Here is a 17494-nt window from a genome sequence, read left to right as displayed (position 1 = left end):
GGTAATGTTCGGGCGTGTTCGAAATAGTGCGGATGCCTTAATGCTTGCCCAACAACGCCAGGCCGCCATCCTCGACCGGGTCCGGGCCGCCGGCGGCGTCCGGGTCAGTGAGCTGGCCACCGAGTACGGCGTCTCCGACATGACCATCCGCCGTGACCTGGAGTCGCTGGCCGACCGGGGCCTCCTGGCGAAGGTACACGGTGGCGCCACCACGGTGAGCCCCGGTTCCGCGCACGAGCCCGGCTTCGCCGCCAAGTCCGTCCGCCAGCGCGCGGAGAAGGCGGCCATGGCCATGCACGCCGCCTCGCTGGTCTCGCCCGGCGACGCGATCGCGCTCTCGGCCGGCACCACCACCGCGGGCCTCGCCCAGCGGCTGGTCGACCTGCCCTCGCTGACCGTCGTCACCAACTCGATCCCGGTGGCCGACGTCTTCTACCGCGCCGGCCGCCCCGACCAGACCGTGGTGCTCACCGGCGGGACGCGGACCCCGTCGGACGCCCTGGTCGGCCCGGTCGCCGTCGCCGCGATCGGCACCCTGCACCTGGACATGCTCTTCCTCGGCGTGCACGGGATGAGCGAGCGCGCCGGCTACACCACCCCCAACCTGATGGAAGCGGACGTCAACCGTGCGCTGGTCGAGGCGGCCGAGCGCCTGGTCGTGCTCGCCGACCACACCAAGTGGGGCACGGTCGGCATCTCCTCGATCGTCCCGCTGGAGCGCGCCGACGTGCTGATCACCGACGACGGCCTGGACGAGCAGGCCCGATCCCTGCTGGAAGAGACGGTGCCCGAGCTGGTGATGGTGAGCGCGCAGTGACCTTCAAGAGCCGCCAGGCGATCCGCCTCTCCGACGGCCGCGAGCTGGTCTACTTCAACGAGGAGGCGCAGGTCCACCGGGCGGAGTACCCGGACACCCGGCAGCTGCCGCCCCCGCCGCCCACCTCTCAGCTGCGCTACGACCCGCTGATCGACGAGTGGGTCGCGGTCGCCGCGCACCGACACACCCGGACGTTCCTGCCGCCCAGCGACGCCTGCCCGCTCTGCCCGTCGAGCCCGTCGTTCGCCAGCGAGATCCCGGCGCCCGACTACGACGTGGTGGTCTTCGAGAACCAGTTCCCGTCGTTCAGCGACCGCCTCCAACCCGACGAGATCACGTCCCTGACCGACCAGGTGCCGGTGCGCGCCGGGGTCGGCCGCTGCGAGGTCATCTGCTTCACCAGCGACCACAACGGCTCGTTCGGCAAGCTCGCGCCGTCCCGGGTGCGTACGGTCGTCGACGTGCTCGCCGACCGCACCGCCGAGATGTCGGCGCTCACCGGCGTGGCCCAGGTCTTCCCGTTCGAGAACCGGGGCGTCGAGATCGGCGTGACCCTGCATCACCCGCACGGGCAGATCTACGCGTACCCGACCGTGCCGCCGCGCACCCAGCAGATGCTGCGGGCGGCCGGCCGCTACCGGGACCGGACCGGTCGCGACCTGTACACCGACGTGCTCGCGGCCGAGCGGGCGGCGGGCGTGCGGGTGGTCGCGTCCAACGAGCATTGGACGGCCTACGTCCCGGCGGCGTCCCGCTGGCCGTACGAGGTGCAACTGGCGCCGCACCGCAAGGTGCCGGACATCCCGGCCCTCTCCGACGAGGAGCGGGACGCGTTCGGGCCGCTCTACCTCGACGTGCTGCGGCGCTTCGACGCGCTGTTCGGCAAGCCGATGCCGTACATCTCGGCCTGGCACCAGGCGGTGGTGGGCGAGGGGCGCGAGCTGGGCTACCTGCACCTGCAGCTGTTCAGCATCCGCCGCGCCGCCGACAAGCTGAAGTTCCTGGCCGGCTCGGAGTCCGCGATGGGCGCCTTCGTCAACGACGTCGTCCCGGAAAGGGCCGCGAAGACCCTTCGTTCCCTCTGAAAGCACGGTTGCCAACCATGATTCCTTCCTAGAGGGTCGGAGTTATGGGATTCGCCTGGTCCAACATGTTCGTCACGCCGGAGGACGACCCGCGCACCGACGGCGGCTTCACCGGCGAGCGGGACACGCTCATCGGTTACCTCCGCGACCAGCGGCTGACGCTCGAGCTGAAATGCGCCGACCTGGACGCTTCGGAGCTGGCCGCCAGGGCGGTCGAGCCGTCGCCGATGTCGCTGCTCGGGCTCGTGCGCCACATGGCCCGGGTCGAGCAGAACTGGTTCCGGGTGCACATGGCAGGCTTCCAGGCGCAGCGCCACTACCGCCTGCCCGACGACCACGATTTCGACTTCCACGGTGCGATCGCCGACCCCGCGGTGGTCGACGAGGCGTTCGCGACCTGGCGGTCCGAGATCGCCTTCGCCGAGGACTACGTCGACTCGATCGACGACCTCGGCTACGTCGGCGACGGCGGCCTGGCCCTGCGCGAGGTGCTGGTCCACATGATCGAGGAGTACGCCCGCCACAACGGCCACGCCGACTTCCTACGCGAGCGAATAGACGGCCGAATCGGCCAATAGCCACCACCACCGCGATCTCCGGGACCTCCCACCTCAGTCGCGATCTGCAGGGTGCCCCGTATCACTCAACGGCCCGCGATCGCCCCGCCGATGAGGAGGCAGTCGATTTCCCGTCGTCGCGGGGTGTGCGACGCCGGGAAATCGGCTGACTCCTCATCGGCCTGAAAGGGGCGATCGCCCGCGGAGCGAAGCGGAGCCAGCCAGTAGAGGGCGGGGGGCCTGGGACAAGGCCCCCCGCAGGAAGGCGCTGACCGCGTCCGGCAATCCGGGGGGAACCGAGCGGCGCCCGGGACAAGGCGGCCATCGGTTTGGGCGAAGAGCCCTCGGCGACACGACCAGCGTCCGTTTCGCTGGGAAAAACGACGGCCAGAACCACAGGTTACGGGAATAACCGTGCGATTTGCCGCATAGGTTTAAAGTCGGACAACTAGGTCGCGGTTCTCGCGGAGGAAGGCGACGATCGGGTCCGGCGCCTTCGCCGGCGAGCCGGCCTCGAAGGGCGGCGCCGGGTCGTACTCGATGCCCAGTTGGATGGCCATCGCCGCCTCCGGGCCGGCGATCTCGCCGACCAGCGTCAGCGCCAGGTCGATGCCCGCCGAGACGCCGGCCGCGGTGGCGTACTTGCCGTCGATGACCACCCGCTCGGCGGCCGGCATCGCGCCGTACCCGGTCAGGTTGTCCAGCGTCATCCAGTGCGAGGTCGCCCGGCGCCCCGCCAGCAGGCCGGCCGCGCCCAGGACGAGCGAGCCGACACAGACCGAGGTGGTCCAGGTCGAGGCGGCGTCCGCGGCGCGCAGCCACTCGTGCACCGGGCCCGTCCGCAGCGGCGGCGCGAAGCCGCCCGGCACCAGGATGATGTCGGCCGCGGGCGCCTCGTCCAGGGACGCGTCGGCGACCAGCGTCAGGAAGCCGGTGTCGGTGCGCACCGGGCCGGCCCGATCGGCGACGAACAGCACCTCGTTGCCGGGGAATCGGCTGAGCACCTCGTAGGGACCTACCGCGTCGAGGGCGGTCATCCGGTCGTACAGCAGGATCGTGGTCTTCATGGTTCGGCTCCTTTAGAAGCGGCGGCGGTACTCGGCCGGGGAGACGTCGAGGGCCTGCCGGAAGGCGCGGCGCATGGCCTCGGCGGTGCCGTAGCCGGCCTTGCGGGCCACCTCGGCCACCCCGTCGGCGGTGTCCTCCAGGAGGCGGCGGGCGGTTTCCAGGCGTACGCGATCGACATAGCGACCCGGCGAAACCCCGGTCTCGGCGGTGAACGCCCGGCTGAACTGCCGGGGCGAGAGGCTCGCGGCGGCGGCGAGCGCGGGCACCGAGAGGTCGGCCTCGGGATGCTCGGCGATCAGCCGCTGGACGTCGCGCACCGGCTCGCGGTGCGCGACCTGGCCGGAGAGCGGGGCGCTGAACTGGCTCTGCCCGCCCGGCCGGCGCAGGAACATGACCAGCCCGCGGGCGATGGCGAGCGCGACGTCGCGGCCGCGGTCCTCCTCGACCAGGGCGAGCGCGAGGTCGATGCCGGTGGTGACGCCGGCCGAGGTGGCGATCCGGCCGTCCCGGATGAAGATCGGCTCGGGGTCGACGTCGACCTTGGGGTGGCGGCTGCGCAGCGTCTCGCAGTACAGCCAGTGGGTGGTGGCCCTGCGGCCGTCGAGGAGGCCGGCCTCGGCGAGAAGGAAGGCGCCGGTGCAGACGGACATGACGCGCCCGGGTTTGTCGCCGTGGGCGCGGAGCCAGGCGACCAGGTCGGCGGGCGGCTCACGGGTGCCCTCGCCGCCCGGAACGATCAGCGTGTCCGACTTATCCGATAAAGCGTGATCAGGCATTATGTGCAGCCCGCTCGACGTGCGCACGGCCGCACCGCCAATGCTGGCGGTCGTCACGCGATAGCCACCGGCGTAGCTGAAAACCTCCACCGGACCCGTCACATCAAGGCTCTGCACCCCGTCAAAGAGCACAACCTGCACGTGGTGACCCATGCCTCGATCGTCGCGGCGCCCCACAATGACCGCAACGACAAAGATCCCACCTTTTACGCCACCCAGACCCCCTTTTACTGGGGACTCCCCATCAGGGAACGGCCCGCGATCGCCCCGCTGATGAGGAGAGGCCGATTTTCGGCACCGCGGGGTTTGCGGTACCGAAAACCGGCCTCTCCTCATCAGCCTCAAGGGGGCGATCGCCCGCGGAGCGAAGCGAAGCCAGCCAGCTCAGCCGCACGGGACAGTCCCCCCACGTGACTCACCCGGCCAACCGCAACCAAACGCCCCGCGACACCAGCCAGCTCAGCCGCACGGGACAGTCAACCCACGTGACTCACCCGGCCAACCGCAACCAAACGCCCCGCGACACCAGCCGGCACAGCCACACGGGACAGACCCCCACGCGACTCACCTGGTCGACCGCAACCAAACGCCCCGCAGCACCAGCCAGCTCAGCTGAGTTTGCGCGCCAAATTCTCGTCCAGGGCGTTCATGAACTCGTCGGTGCTGAGCCAGGGGGCGTCGCGCGAGATCAGCAGCGCGAGGTCCTTGGTCATCTGGCCGCCCTCGACCGTCTCGACGCAGACCTGCTCGAGCGCCTCGGCGAACTGGCTGACCTCGGGGGTGCCGTCGAGCACGCCGCGGTGCTTGAGGCCGCCGGTCCAGGCGAAGATCGACGCGACCGGGTTGGTCGACGTCTTCTCGCCCTTCTGCCACTGGCGGTAGTGCCGGGTGACCGTGCCGTGCGCGGCCTCGGCCTCGACGGTCCGGCCGTCCGGCGTCATCAGCACGCTGGTCATCAGGCCGAGTGAGCCGAAGCCCTGGGCCACGGTGTCGGACTGCACGTCGCCGTCGTAGTTCTTGCAGGCCCAGACGTAGCCGCCCTCCCACTTCAGCGCGGCGGCGACCATGTCGTCGATCAGCCGGTGCTCGTACGTGAGCCCGGCCTTGCGGAAGTCCTCGGCGAACTCGGTCTCGAAGATCTCGGCGAACAGGTCCTTGAACCGGCCGTCGTACGCCTTCAGGATCGTGTTCTTGGTGGAGAGGTAGACCGGGTAGTTGCGGGCCAGGCCGTACCGGAACGAGGCGCGCGCGAAGTCGCGGATCGACTCGTCGAAGTTGTACATGCCCATGCCGACGCCGCCGGCCGGGAAGTCGGCGACGTGCAGCTCGATCGGCTCCGAGCCGTCCTGCGGCGTGAAGGTCATGGTGAGCGTGCCGGCCGAGGGGGCCACGAAGTCGGTCGCCTTGTACTGGTCGCCGTGCGCGTGCCGGCCGATGATGATCGGCTTGGTCCAGCCGGGTACCAGCCTCGGTACGTTCGACATGATGATCGGCTCGCGGAAGACCACGCCGCCGAGGATGTTGCGGATCGTGCCGTTCGGCGAGCGCCACATCTTCTTGAGGCCGAACTCGTCGACCCGCGCCTCGTCCGGTGTGATCGTGGCGCATTTCACGCCGACGCCGTGCCGCTTGATGGCGTTGGCCGCATCGATCGTCACCTGGTCGTCGGTCTCGTCGCGGTGCTGGATCGACAGGTCGTAGTACTCGAGGGGGACATCGAGGTAGGGCAGGATCAGCTGCTCCCGGATCTGCTTCCAGATGATCCGGGTCATCTCGTCGCCGTCGAGCTCCACGACCGGGTTTGTGACCTTGATCTTCGCCATCGGCCGGCGCTCCTCTCCCGAAAATCGTGTTTAGCAGTACGAGCGTACTGCCCGGCCGGGAAAGATCGTCGACCGCCCCCGACCTGGCGTTATCCACAGCTTGGCAAATGGACACGCACGACGAGCCACGCACGCGACAGAATCTCCCCATGCCGCTGACCCACCGCGCCGGAAAGCTCACGATCGTCGCCCTGGAGGATGCCGCCGGCCCGTTCTTCCTGCCTCGTGCCGAGGCGTTCCCCGATGCGACGCCTGAGCAGTGGGCCACCGCCGACGCGGCCGATCCGGCCGCCGTGACGTCGTCCGGCGAGTGGTGGCTGCGCTTCCGCAGCTACGCGATTCGGGTGGCCGACGGCCCGGTCACCCTGGTCGACGCGGGCATCGGGCCGGCCGGCTCGTTGGCCGCCGACTGGGCCCCCGTCCCCGGCCACCTCCCCGCCGAGCTCGCGGCGGCCGGCATCGCCCCCGCCGAGGTCACCGCGATCGTCCTGACCCACCTGCACAACGACCACGTGGGCTGGGCCGTCCCGCACGACTCCCCGTTCACCGGGGCCCGCGTCGTCGTGCAGCAGGCCGATGTGGATGTGTACAAGGCGAACAGAGACCAGGCCGGCCAGTACGACGTGCTGATCGAGCCGCTGCTGGCCCAGGGCCGCCTGCAGGTGCTGGCCGGCGACGCGCCGGTCGCCGAGGGGGTCCGCGTCGTCGCTACGCCGGGTCACACCCCCGGCCATCAGTCGGTGCTGGCCGAGGACGGCGACGAGAGCCTGCTGGTCGCCGGTGACCTGGCCGTCCACATGATTCAGCTGCTCGACCCCGAGCTGGCCTATGCGAGCGACATGGACCCCGATCAGGCCCGGGCCACCCGCAGGCGGGTCGTCGGGGAGGCGGCCGCCCGAGGCATGACACTGGCCGTCTCCCATCTGGGCGAGGCGTTCCGGCGGCTGTAACAAGACCGGCGGCTGCAGCAAGACCGGCAGCTGCAGCAAGACCGGCAGCTGCAGCAAGACCGGCAGCTGCAGCAAGACCGGCAGCTGCAGCAAGAAAGGGCCGGGGCGCATCGCCCCGGCCCTTTCCGTAAGAGCTGTCAGAGGTTCGCGACGTCCGCCTGCTTGGCGCGGACCGCCTCGGCCGCCTCCTTGAGACCGGCGACCTCGGAGTCGGTCAGCTTCTCCTCGACGACCCGCTTGATGCCGTCCCGGCCGATCTGCGCCTCGACGCCCAGGTACACGCCGGAGATGCCGTACTCGCCGTCGACCCAGGCGCAGACCGGGAGGGTCTCGCCGGAGTCCTCGATGACCGCCTTGGCCATCCGGGCCGCGGCCGCCGACGGCGCGTAGTACGCCGAACCGGTCTTGAGCAGCGCGACCACCTCGGCGCCGCCGTTGCGGGTGCGGACCACGAGCTCCTCGATCTTCTCGGCCGGAAGCAGGTCGGACAGCGGCTTGCCGTCGACCGTGCAGCGCGAGGGGACCGGCACCATGGTGTCGCCGTGCGAGCCGAGGGTGAGCGCCTTGACGCTCTTCACCGGCACCGCGAGGGTCTCGGCGATCGAGTTGGTGAAGCGGGCGGTGTCCAGCACGCCGGCCTGGCCGAAGACCCGGTTCTTCGGGAACTGGGTGGCGATCTGGGCCAGCGCGGTCATCTCGTCGACCGGGTTGGACACCACGATGACCACGGCGTTGGGCGCGTACTTCGCGATGTTCTCGGCGACCTGGCGGACGATCTTCGCGTTGACCTCGAGCAGGTCCATCCGGCTCATGCCGGGCTTGCGCGGCAGGCCGGCGGTGACGACCACGACGTCCGAGCCCTCGATCGCCTCGTAGCCCTCGCCGTTCGGGCCGGTGGTGACACCCACGACCGTGGTCTCGAAGCCCTCGATCGGCCGGGACTGGTTGAGATCGAGGGCGAGGCCGGCCGGCTTGCCGTCGATGATGTCGGTGAGCACCACGGTGTCGAAGATGTCGTACTCGGCCAGACGCTGCGCCGTCGTCGAGCCGTAGAAACCGGCGCCTACGACGGTTACCTTCTTGCCCATAGCTCTCTCACTCCCAGTCTCCGGGGCCACTTTTCCGGACCGTATCAGTCGGTTAACGGGGCGTTTCCCGCCGGTCGGCTGAACGCGAAGTAAGCCACTTCGGGCTCAGGCCGAGACGATCGCGCCGTACGCGGAGGCGAACAGCGCGGCCTGCGCCAGGTCGATCTTGGCGCCGCCGAGGTCGACGCCCCGCAGCTCGATCCGGTCGAGATCGGCGCCGCGCAGATCGGCGCCCTTGAGTACGGCGTCCTTGAGCCGCGCCCCGGCCAGGTCGGCCCCGCGCAGGTCGGCCCGGGTCAGATCGGCGCCCGTCAGGTCCGCCTCCCGCAACCGCAGGCCGCCCAGCTTCGCCGCGGTCAGGTTCTGCCCGCGCAGCGCCACGAAGCCCCAGTCGCCGCCGTCCACGGTCAGCGGCCGCAGCCCACAGTCGACGAACTGGCTGCCGGTCAGCTTGCAGCCGATCAGCGCGGCGTCGAAGAAGTTGCAGCGCTCGAGCGTCGACTGCAGGATCGCCACCCGGTCGAGGGTGGCCGCGTTGAACCGGACGTTGCCGAAGGTGCAGTGGGTGAAGACGCAGCCGGTGAGCCGCGCCTCGGACCAGTCGACGTCGTGGAAAGCGCAGTCCTCGTAGCGGACACCGGCGACCTCCTCGAGCGCCCAGTCGGCGCCCGCGAAGGTCTGGTCCTGCACCAGGTCGGTCATCGGGGAATCAGTGGTAGAAGTGCCGGGTGCCGGTCAGGTAGACGGTCAGGCCCGCCTTCGCCGCCGCCTCGATCACCAGGCTGTCCCGGATCGAGCCGCCCGGCTGCACCACCGCGGTGATCCCGGCGGCGATCAGCACCTCGAGCCCGTCCGGGAACGGGAAGTACGCGTCGGAGGCCGCCACGCTGCCCTTGGCCCGCTCGGCCCCGGCCCGCTCGACCGCCAGCCGCGCCGAGTCGACCCGGTTGACCTGGCCCATCCCGATACCGACGGCCGCACCCTCGTGCGCCAGCAGAATCGCGTTGCTCTTCACGCTGCGGATCGCCCGCCAGGCGAAGACCAGGTCGGCGAGGACCTCGGGCGAGGCCGGCGCGCCGGTGGCGAGCTCCCAGTTGGCCGGGTCGTCGCCGGGGGCGTCGATCCGGTCGGACATCTGCACCAGCACGCCACCGCCGACCTGCTTGATCTCGGCAGGCGGCGGGTTCCACGCCGGGGCGAGCAGCACGCGCAGGTTCTTCTTCTCGCGCAGCAGCTCGAGCGCGCCGGCCGCGAACGACGGCGCGACGATCACCTCGGTGAAGATCTCGGCGACCTGGGCGGCCAGCTCGACGGTCACCTCGCGGTTCACCGCGATCACGCCGCCGAACGCCGAGACCGGGTCGCAGTCGTGCGCCTTGCGGTGCGCCTCGGCCACGTCGGCGCCGACCGCGATGCCGCACGGGTTGGCGTGCTTGATGATCGCCACGCACGGGTCGGGGAAGTCGTTGGCGCTGCGCCAGGCGGCGTCCGCGTCGACGTAGTTGTTGTAGGACATCTCCTTGCCGTGCAGCTGCTCGGCCTGGGCGAGCCCGGCCGGCGCGGCCTGGTCCACGTAGAGCGCGGCCTGCTGGTGCGGGTTTTCCCCGTAGCGCAGCGCGGCTTCCCGCTTCAATGCGAGACCGGCGAACTCCGGCCACTCCTGCGGGTCGAGCGTGGTCGCGCACCAGTTGGCGACGGCCACGTCGTACTCGGCGATGTCGGCGAAGGCCCGGGCCGCGAGGTGCTTGCGCTGCGCGAGCGTGAAGCCGCCGTCCTGCAAGGCCTCCAGGATCAGGGGGTACGCCTGGACGGCCGTCACCACGGCCACCGAGGGATGGTTCTTCGCGGCCGCCCGCACCATCGCCGGACCGCCGATGTCGATCTGCTCGACGCACTCGTCGACGTTCGCGCCCGAGGCCACCGTCTCGGTGAACGGGTACAGGTTGCTCACCAGCAGGTCGAACGGCTCGACCTCGAGCTCGGCCAGCTGCCGCTGGTGGGTGTCGAGCCGCAGGTCGGCGAGCAGGCCGGCGTGCACCCGCGGGTGCAGCGTCTTGACCCGGCCGTCCAGGCACTCGGGGAAGCCGGTCAGCTCCTCGACCCGGGTCACCGGCAGGCCGTCGGCCTCGATGGTGGACGCGGTCGAGCCGGTCGAGACGAGCTGGACGCCCGCCGCGTGCAGCGCCCGGGCGAGCTCGACGAGGCCGGTCTTGTCGTAGACGCTGAGCAGCGCCCGTTTGATCTGGCGACGGCCGGTCATGGAATGCGTACCTTCCTGTTCTCAATCGTCCAGCCCTCGCGGACCAGGCGGCCGACTTGGTCGACCAGTTGGGCGCGCTCGGCCACCTTGATGCGCTCGGTGAGCGTCTCCTCCGTGTCGTCGTCGAGCACGGGGACGGCCACCTGGGCGATGATCGGGCCGGTGTCGACACCGGCGTCCACGAAGAAGAGAGTGGCCCCGGCGACCTTCACGCCGTACGCCAGCGCGTCCCGCGGGCCGTGAATGCCCGGGAAGGACGGCAGCAGCGCGTTGTGCGTGTTGAGGTAGCGATCGCCGAACGCGGCCAGGAACGCGGGGCCGACCAGTTTGAGGAAACCCGCCGAGATCACCAGGTCGGGCTTGTGCTCGGCGACGTGGGCGGTGAGGGCGGCGTCCCAGTCGGCGCGCGTCTCGTACGCCTTTACCGCATCGACGAACGTGGGCAGCCCGGCGGCGGCGGCCCGGTCGAGGCCGGCGATGCCGTCCCGGTCGGCGCCGACGGCGACGACCCGCGCGCCGTAGGCGGGGTCGGCGGTCGCGTCGAGCAGGGCCTGAAGGTTGCTGCCTGATCCGGAGACGAGGACGACCAGGCGGGCTGGCGCGGGGTCGGTCACCCCAGCACCCTATCGCTGTGAGCGGCGCTACTACGCCTTGGGGCGGGGCCCGAAGGTACGCGCGGCGGCCGCCCCGATCGCCGCCGAGACGCCGAGCACGACCGTCGCCATCAGCCCGACCTGCCACGGATCGGCGCCGATGGTGGCCAGCCGCCCGTCGCCCAGCGGCCCGCTGGACGCCCGGCACAGTGCCGCGAGCACCAGCCCGGCGGCCGGCCCGGCGAGCAGCCCGCCGCCGAGCACCTGCGACCACGGCGGACCGTCCTGGTCGCCGGCGCGGTTGAGCCGCAGCGTGAGCAGCCAGCCGGCCGCCGCCCCGGCCACCACCGGCACGGCGAGCAGCGCCGTGCCGGCCGCGCCCATCGGGCCGTCCGGCAGGCCGGCCAGCAGCGGCAGCGTCGGCAGCGGCCCGGCGGTCACCTCGGTCAGCCGGATCGCCGAGCCGGTGCCCAGCGCGAAGCCCGGACCGAGCAGGTACGCCGCGGCCCACACCGCCGCGTTCGCCCCGTACGCGAGGCTGAGCAGGGTGATCCCGGCCTGCCCGGCGACCCCCGTCCGGTACGCCGCGATGGTGTCCGCGGCCTGCCCGCCGCCGATCGCCACCGACAGGCCGGTGACCGCGGCGCCGGCCGCCAGCAGGAACAGCGCCGCCATCGCGCCGGTGCGCACCCCGGCGCGCAGCGCGCCCGGAGTGTGCCGGGCCAGGGCACTCAGCGCGTCGGTGCCGCGCAGCGCCCCGGCCAGCGCGCCGAGCAGGCCCAGGACGAAGAAGTTGATCGCGGCCCGGGCCGGGGCGACCTCGGTGCCCTTGCCGTCGACGGCCAGCGCGGCCACCGAGCCGAGCAGCGCATACGTCAGGGCGATGCCGAAGGCCGCCAGCAGCGTGTCACCGACCTTGCCGGAGCGCCGGGCCCCGATCGCACGGGTGACGTGCAGGCCGGCCCGGTTCAGCCGCCACACGATCAGCATGGTGAGCAGCAACGGCGGCAGCCCGAGCGGGCCGATCGAGGTGCCGATCGGCACACCGTGGCCGAGCAGCCAGCCGGCCAGCCCGGCGTGCGCGGCGCCGCCGAGCCCGCCCTCGCCCTCGAGGGTGCGGGCCAGTCCGATGACGGCGGCCACCGGCAGGTAGCAGAGGGCCGCGGCCCAGGCCGTGGCGAAGGCGACCGCGACCGGCAGCGGGGCGCGCCGGGCGGGCCGGGGCGGGCGGCGCTGGGCGGGCACCTTGACCGTCGGGCGCCGGCCCAGGGTCTGCTCGTCCACCAGAACCGTGGGCCGCTCCTCGACCTCGACCGGCCCGGTCGGGCGCTCGAGCGGCACCGTCGGCCGGGCGTCGAGCGTCGCCTCGGCGACCGCGAACGGGTCGTCCGAGTCCTCGGGACGGTCGGCAGGGGTCGGCATCGCCGCCTACTTTTCCACGCCGGCGGGCGAGCGGCGACGCAGATGCGACGGCGCGCCGCCGAACAAGGGGCGGCGCGCCGAAATCACACGTACCTCAATCAGCTCATGACCTCGCGCATGAGCCGCGCGGTCTCGCTCGGCGTCTTGCCGACCTTGACCCCGACGGCCTCGAGGGCCGCCTTCTTGGCGTCCGCGGTGCCCGCCGAGCCCGAGATGATCGCGCCGGCGTGGCCCATGGTCTTGCCGGGCGGGGCGGTGAAGCCGGCGATGTAGCCGACCACCGGCTTGGTGACGTTCGCCTTGATGAACTCGGCGGCCCGCTCCTCGGCGTCGCCGCCGATCTCACCGATCATCACGATCGCGTCGGTGTCCGGGTCGTCCTGGAACGCCTTGAGCGCGTCGATGTGGGTGGTGCCGATGATCGGGTCACCACCGATGCCGACGCAGGTCGAGAAGCCGATGTCCCGCAGCTCGTACATCATCTGGTAGGTCAGCGTGCCGCTCTTGCTGACCAGGCCGATGCGGCCGGCCGGGGTGATGTCGGCCGGAATGATCCCGGCGTTCGACGCGCCGGGCGACGCGATGCCCGGGCAGTTCGGCCCGATGATCCGGGTCTTCTGCCCCCGCTCGACGTTGAGCGCCCAGAACGCGGCCGAGTCCTGCACCGGCACGCCCTCGGTGATCACCACGGCGAGCGGGATCTCGGCCTCGATCGCCTCGACCACGGCGGCCTTGGTGAACGCCGGCGGCACGAAGATGACCGACACGTCGGCGCCGGTCTCCTTCATCGCCTCGGCCACGGTCGCGAAGACCGGCAGCGAGGTGCCGTCGAAGTCGACCGTGGTGCCCGCCTTGCGCGGGTTCACGCCGCCGACCACGTTGGTGCCCGCGGCGAGCATCCGCTTGGTGTGCTTGGAGCCCTCGGAGCCGGTGATGCCCTGGACGATGACCTTCGAGTCCTTGGTGAGCCAGATCGCCATTACGTCACTTCCCCGCAGCCGCGAGCTCGGCGGCGCGCTCGGCCGCTCCGTCCATCGTGTCCACCCGCTGGACCAGCGGGTTGTTCGCGCCGTCGAGGATGGCGCGGCCAGCCTCGGCGTTGTTGCCGTCGAGGCGCACCACGAGCGGCTTGGTGACCGTCTCGCCGCGCTCGGCGAGCAGGGCGAGGGCCTGGACGATGCCGTTGGCGACCGCGTCGCAGGCGGTGATGCCGCCGAAGACGTTCACGAAGACCGACTTGACCGCCGGGTCCCCGAGCACGATCTCCAGGCCGTTCGCCATCACCTGGGCGCTCGCGCCGCCGCCGATGTCGAGGAAGTTGGCCGGCTTGACGCCGCCGTGCCGCTCGCCCGCGTACGCCACCACGTCGAGGGTGGACATGACCAGGCCGGCGCCGTTGCCGATGATGCCGACCTCGCCGTCGAGCTTGACGTAGTTGAGGTTCTTGGCCTTGGCCGCCTGCTCCAGCGGGTCCACCGCGGACTGGTCGACCAGCGCCTCGTGGTCGGGGTGCCGGAACGACGCGTTCTCGTCCAGCGTGACCTTGGCGTCGAGCGCCAGCACCCGGCTGTCGCCGACCTTCGCGAGGGGGTTGACCTCGACCAGCGTGGCGTCCTCGGCCACGAAGGCCTGCCACAGCTTCACGGCGATGTCGACGACCTGGTCGGCCACCTCGGCCGGGAACTGCGCGGCGGTCACGATCTCGCGGGCCTTCGCCTGGTCGACACCCTTGCTGGCGTCGATGGCGATCTTGGCTACTCGATCGGGCTGCTCCTCGGCCACCTGCTCGATCTCCATACCGCCGGCGACGCTGGCGATGCAGAGGAAGGTGCGGTTGGCGCGGTCGAGCAGGTAGGAGAAGTAGTACTCCTCCTTGATGTCGGCCGTCTCGGCCAGCATCACCTTTCCGACCGTGTGGCCCTTGATGTCCATGCCCAGGATGTCGGCGGCGCGCGCCTCGGCCTCGTCCGGCCCGTCGGCCAGCTTCACGCCGCCGGCCTTGCCACGGCCGCCGACCTTCACCTGAGCCTTGACGACGACCTTGCCGCCGAGCCGCTCCGCGATCGCGCGGGCCTCCTGCGGGGTCTCGGCGACACCGCCGCCCAGCACGGGCAGCCCGTGCCGTTCGAACAGGTCACGCCCCTGATACTCGAACAGGTCCACGTGTCTCCTTTCGCTCGCGACGCCAAGCGCCGGCAAGCCGCACCATTGCGTCCCGACCTGTGTGCGCGGCGGCCGTGCTGGCGTCGCCGGCGTGAAGATTGACCCGGCCCTACGGGGCCTTCATCCGCAGACTAGCGACCTGCGGGAGCGCCATGCAGCGGCGGGTGCGAGGTGTGCAAGACCGCACACCACCGGCCCCACGGAGCACAACAAACACATCGATCTTCCCGTACGGCGCGGCCCGCGGGCCGCGAGAAAAAGGTCGGACGACGGTCGTAACCGGGCAGGTAAGGCGTCGTTGAGAGTGATGTCGGTGCGCTACGGCGAACCGAATGCGAGACGGCCGATGCCCTGTCGGTCGAGGGGTGGCGGCGGGGCATCGCGCATAGAGAGGCCGGACGTGTGAGGGGTGCGTCCGGCCTCTCCCCTTGCGTTATGCGACCGGCGTCGTCACATTGGCGCGTACCCATTCGATGATGGATGCGGTGGTCGCCCCCGGAGTGAAAATCTTGGCGACCCCCAGGGCCTCCAATTCGACAATGTCGTCGGCCGGAATGATGCCTCCGCCGAATACCACGACGTCGCTTGCATCGCGTTCCGCCAGCAGTTCGACGACGCGGCGGAACAGCGTCATGTGCGCTCCCGACAAGACGGACAAACCGATCGCGTCGGCGTCCTCCTGAATGGCGGTCTCGACGATCTGCTCCGGGGTCTGGTGCAGACCGGTGTACACGACCTCCATACCCGCGTCACGCAGGGCGCGGGCCACCACCTTGGCGCCCCGGTCATGCCCGTCCAACCCGGGCTTGGCCACGACCACCCTGATCCGTGCCTGCATAACGACCCTCCGTGTCCGGCGAACGCCATCGTCCTGAACGAACGGTAACCTGCCACCCCGGGCCTGGGTAGTGAGGTTCCGGCAACTGGCGATCACCTTGGGTGACCAGAAATGTATTCAGAGTGATCTGACGTTACGTTTCCCCGTCCATTACAGAGCGTGCATGGCACGTCCCCAAATTCGGGCATTAGCCGCGCAATACGGACGAGGAACTGTCAGCGATTTGGCGCTGCGACTTGTGACACGGCAGCCGTTTCGTTACCGTGGCTCCCGGCTGTCAACCGGTTAACGCCGATCCGACAGCACGGACCACCGACGTTCACCAGGAATTATCTGGAGAACGGCCAGGTCCGACGTAATGCCACCGACGGAGGGTTGTTCGTGCGCCAGCGCTTGTCGTCTGAGCCCGACCGGTATCGCGGCCGACGCCGCGTACCCACCCCTCCCCGCAGCCGCTATGCGGTTGTCACCACCGCCGCCTTCATCGGCGCCGGAGTGGTCGCCATCGGCGCCGCCTCCAACCTGCCCGACCAGAAGGCCGTCAACCCCGACGTGCTGCAGGGCCTGGAGAGCGCGCACGTCGCCGCGGACGCCCTGAACGCCCGCGACAGCCACAACGCGGCCTCCCGTGGCGAGGACCGGAGCGCGGTCAGCAAGACCAAGGTCAGCGCCGACGAGGCGGCCAACGACATCTGGCTTCTCCCGCTCGACGACTACACCTTCACCTCGCCGTACGGGATCCGCTGGGGCAAACTGCACGCTGGCGTCGACCTGGCCGCGCCCGAGGGCATGCCGTACAAGGCGGTGCACGCCGGGCAGGTGACCCAGGCGGGCTACTACGGCGGCTACGGCTACACGATCACCGTGAAGAACCAGGACGGCACCGAGGTCATCTACGCCCACTCCCGGCGCGTGCTGGTGCACGTGGGCGACCAGGTCAAGGCCGGCCAGGTGATCGGCGAGGTCGGCAACACCGGCGCGTCGTACGGGACGCACCTGCACCTCGAGGTGCACGTCAACGGCCAGCCCTGCGACCCCATCCCGTACCTCCGCGATCGCGGCGTCGACATCAAGCTCCAGGTCGAGTCGGTGTACGCCGGCATGGCCGCCGCCGCGTCCTGATCTCCCCCGGGTCGTTCCCGGTTGCCGTTCGGTGGCGGCGTCTCGTTCCTCTCAACACCCTCCCGGGTGAAACCGACCAGGCAGAAGTCGGTCGGTTTCGTCTGCCTGGAGGGTTCGCCGCGTGCCTCTCACCCCGCCACGCCACGTCGGCCGGCACCGCGGCGAAAATCTGCACCGGCACCGCGCCCCACGCGCCTCCTTCGCCGCCGCCCTCCCGAGCACCCACCTCGCCGCCGTCCTCCCCCTCTCCGACAAGCACGGCCAGATCGCGCTGACCGCCACCCTCGGCGCGGCCCTCGTCGTCGGCGTCGCGGGCGGAAGCGCCGCCGCGGCCGCCACCCATCACGCGTCGGAAGCGCTGCCGGCCGCCGAGTCGAACCCGAGCGTCGCGCCGAGCACCGACACCGGCCGCGAGCCCACCGCGACGCCCTGGAGCCCACCCGCGCTACCGCTCCGGGCCGCCGCCGACCGCGTACAGCCGAAGGCCCGCCCGGGCATGGCCGCCGCGGCCGCCCGCGCCGCCTGGGTCAACCCCGACCCCACCGCCACGGTGACCTCCTGCTTCGGTCCGCGCTGGGGACGGATGCACGAGGGTGTCGACCTGGCCGCCCCGAACGGCTCGCCGATCGTCGCGGCCGGAGCCGGGGTCGTGGTCCGGGCCGGCGTGGCCGAGGGGTACGGCAACGCGGTGCTGATCGACCACGGCAACGGGTACCTCACCCACTACGGCCACCTGTCGCTGATCACCGTGAAGGTCGGGCAGCACGTCGCGGCCGGCCAGCAGATCGGCAAGGAGGGCGAGACCGGCGACGCCACCGGCCCCCACCTGCACTTCGAGGTGCACCAGGGCTACTACCAGCACCCGATCGAGCCGACCCGGTGGATGCACGAGCACGGCGTCGACATCCCCGGCTGCGTACCGCTGACCTAGA

The 17494-nt window shown here is 71.0% G+C and carries 17 protein-coding genes; 6 read left to right on the top strand and 11 right to left on the bottom strand.

Translation table 11 applies throughout. The features are described from left to right. The first annotated feature begins 40 nt into the window (after nt 1-40). Genes ODJ79_RS41575 through ODJ79_RS41565 form a run of 3 tightly spaced genes read left to right on the top strand, consistent with a single transcriptional unit; the run spans nt 41 to nt 2480 of the window. Entirely contained in the window at nt 41-817 is a 777-nt protein-coding gene (locus ODJ79_RS41575; RefSeq protein WP_263029225.1) for a DeoR/GlpR family DNA-binding transcription regulator, read from the top strand. Further along, the gene (galT, locus tag ODJ79_RS41570; RefSeq protein WP_263029224.1) at nt 814-1902 is read left to right on the top strand and encodes a galactose-1-phosphate uridylyltransferase; all 1089 of its coding nucleotides are present in this window, start codon (nt 814-816) and stop codon (nt 1900-1902) included. Before ODJ79_RS41575 ends, galT begins: the two co-directional genes overlap by 4 nt. 44 nt (nt 1903-1946) lie before the next feature. Next, nucleotides 1947-2480: a DinB family protein gene (locus ODJ79_RS41565; RefSeq protein ID WP_263029223.1), complete on the top strand. Its 534-nt coding sequence runs from the start codon at nt 1947-1949 to the stop codon at nt 2478-2480. A 413-nt stretch (nt 2481-2893) separates the two neighbouring features. On the opposite strand, the gene ODJ79_RS41560 is transcribed toward ODJ79_RS41565, so the two are convergent. From ODJ79_RS41560 to ODJ79_RS41550, 3 genes are all read right to left on the bottom strand, one after another. Continuing rightward, entirely contained in the window at nt 2894-3526 is a 633-nt protein-coding gene (locus ODJ79_RS41560) for a DJ-1/PfpI family protein (protein WP_263029222.1), read from the bottom strand. Nucleotides 3527-3538: 12 nt separating this feature from the next. Beyond that, nucleotides 3539-4456 (bottom strand): GlxA family transcriptional regulator, encoded by a 918-nt coding sequence (locus tag ODJ79_RS41555; RefSeq protein ID WP_263029221.1) that lies wholly within the window; start codon nt 4454-4456, stop codon nt 3539-3541. A 455-nt stretch (nt 4457-4911) separates the two neighbouring features. Then, complete coding sequence (locus ODJ79_RS41550) at nt 4912-6126, bottom strand: NADP-dependent isocitrate dehydrogenase (RefSeq protein WP_263029220.1); 1215 nt, start codon at nt 6124-6126, stop codon at nt 4912-4914. A gap of 149 nt (nt 6127-6275) precedes the next feature. Between ODJ79_RS41550 and ODJ79_RS41545 the strand changes: the two genes are divergently transcribed. Continuing rightward, nucleotides 6276-7076, top strand: coding sequence for an MBL fold metallo-hydrolase (locus ODJ79_RS41545; protein WP_263029219.1), 801 nt, complete (start codon nt 6276-6278; stop codon nt 7074-7076). Nucleotides 7077-7213: 137 nt separating this feature from the next. Here the strand turns inward: ODJ79_RS41545 and mdh are convergent, their stop codons facing one another. From mdh to ODJ79_RS41505, 8 genes are all read right to left on the bottom strand, one after another. Continuing rightward, nucleotides 7214-8164 (bottom strand): malate dehydrogenase, encoded by a 951-nt coding sequence (gene mdh / locus ODJ79_RS41540; RefSeq protein WP_263029218.1) that lies wholly within the window; start codon nt 8162-8164, stop codon nt 7214-7216. 105 nt (nt 8165-8269) lie between these two features. Then, on the bottom strand, nt 8270-8866 hold the full coding sequence (locus ODJ79_RS41535) for a pentapeptide repeat-containing protein (protein ID WP_263029217.1): 597 nt from the start codon (nt 8864-8866) through the stop codon (nt 8270-8272). 7 nt (nt 8867-8873) lie between these two features. Next, nucleotides 8874-10424: a bifunctional phosphoribosylaminoimidazolecarboxamide formyltransferase/IMP cyclohydrolase gene (gene purH / locus ODJ79_RS41530; RefSeq protein WP_263029216.1), complete on the bottom strand. Its 1551-nt coding sequence runs from the start codon at nt 10422-10424 to the stop codon at nt 8874-8876. Continuing rightward, nucleotides 10421-11038 carry a phosphoribosylglycinamide formyltransferase gene (purN, locus tag ODJ79_RS41525; RefSeq protein ID WP_263029215.1) on the bottom strand — a complete coding sequence of 206 codons (618 nt, stop codon included), beginning with the start codon at nt 11036-11038 and terminating at the stop codon, nt 10421-10423. Before purN ends, purH begins: the two co-directional genes overlap by 4 nt. A 30-nt stretch (nt 11039-11068) precedes the next feature. Further along, nucleotides 11069-12439, bottom strand: coding sequence for a DUF6350 family protein (locus ODJ79_RS41520; RefSeq protein ID WP_263029214.1), 1371 nt, complete (start codon nt 12437-12439; stop codon nt 11069-11071). 98 nt (nt 12440-12537) lie between these two features. After that, complete coding sequence (gene sucD / locus ODJ79_RS41515) at nt 12538-13419, bottom strand: succinate--CoA ligase subunit alpha (RefSeq protein ID WP_263029213.1); 882 nt, start codon at nt 13417-13419, stop codon at nt 12538-12540. A 4-nt stretch (nt 13420-13423) separates the two neighbouring features. Further along, nucleotides 13424-14602 carry an ADP-forming succinate--CoA ligase subunit beta gene (gene sucC / locus ODJ79_RS41510; RefSeq protein WP_411267425.1) on the bottom strand — a complete coding sequence of 393 codons (1179 nt, stop codon included), beginning with the start codon at nt 14600-14602 and terminating at the stop codon, nt 13424-13426. A 433-nt stretch (nt 14603-15035) separates the two neighbouring features. Continuing rightward, the gene (locus ODJ79_RS41505; RefSeq protein WP_263029211.1) at nt 15036-15440 is read right to left on the bottom strand and encodes a cobalamin B12-binding domain-containing protein; all 405 of its coding nucleotides are present in this window, start codon (nt 15438-15440) and stop codon (nt 15036-15038) included. A 381-nt stretch (nt 15441-15821) separates the two neighbouring features. Between ODJ79_RS41505 and ODJ79_RS41500 the strand changes: the two genes are divergently transcribed. Both ODJ79_RS41500 and ODJ79_RS41495 read left to right on the top strand, forming a co-directional pair. Then, entirely contained in the window at nt 15822-16562 is a 741-nt protein-coding gene (locus ODJ79_RS41500; RefSeq protein WP_263029210.1) for a M23 family metallopeptidase, read from the top strand. 121 nt (nt 16563-16683) lie between these two features. Next, nucleotides 16684-17493, top strand: a complete 810-nt coding sequence (locus tag ODJ79_RS41495; protein WP_263029209.1) for a M23 family metallopeptidase — start codon at nt 16684-16686, stop codon at nt 17491-17493. Nucleotide 17494 lies beyond the last annotated feature (1 nt).

The organism is Actinoplanes sp. KI2 (genome assembly GCF_025630775.1).
Lineage (GTDB): Bacteria > Actinomycetota > Actinomycetes > Mycobacteriales > Micromonosporaceae > Actinoplanes.
The sequence above is the reverse complement of the archived record's forward strand: the minus strand, read 5'-3'. Positions and strand labels throughout refer to the sequence as shown.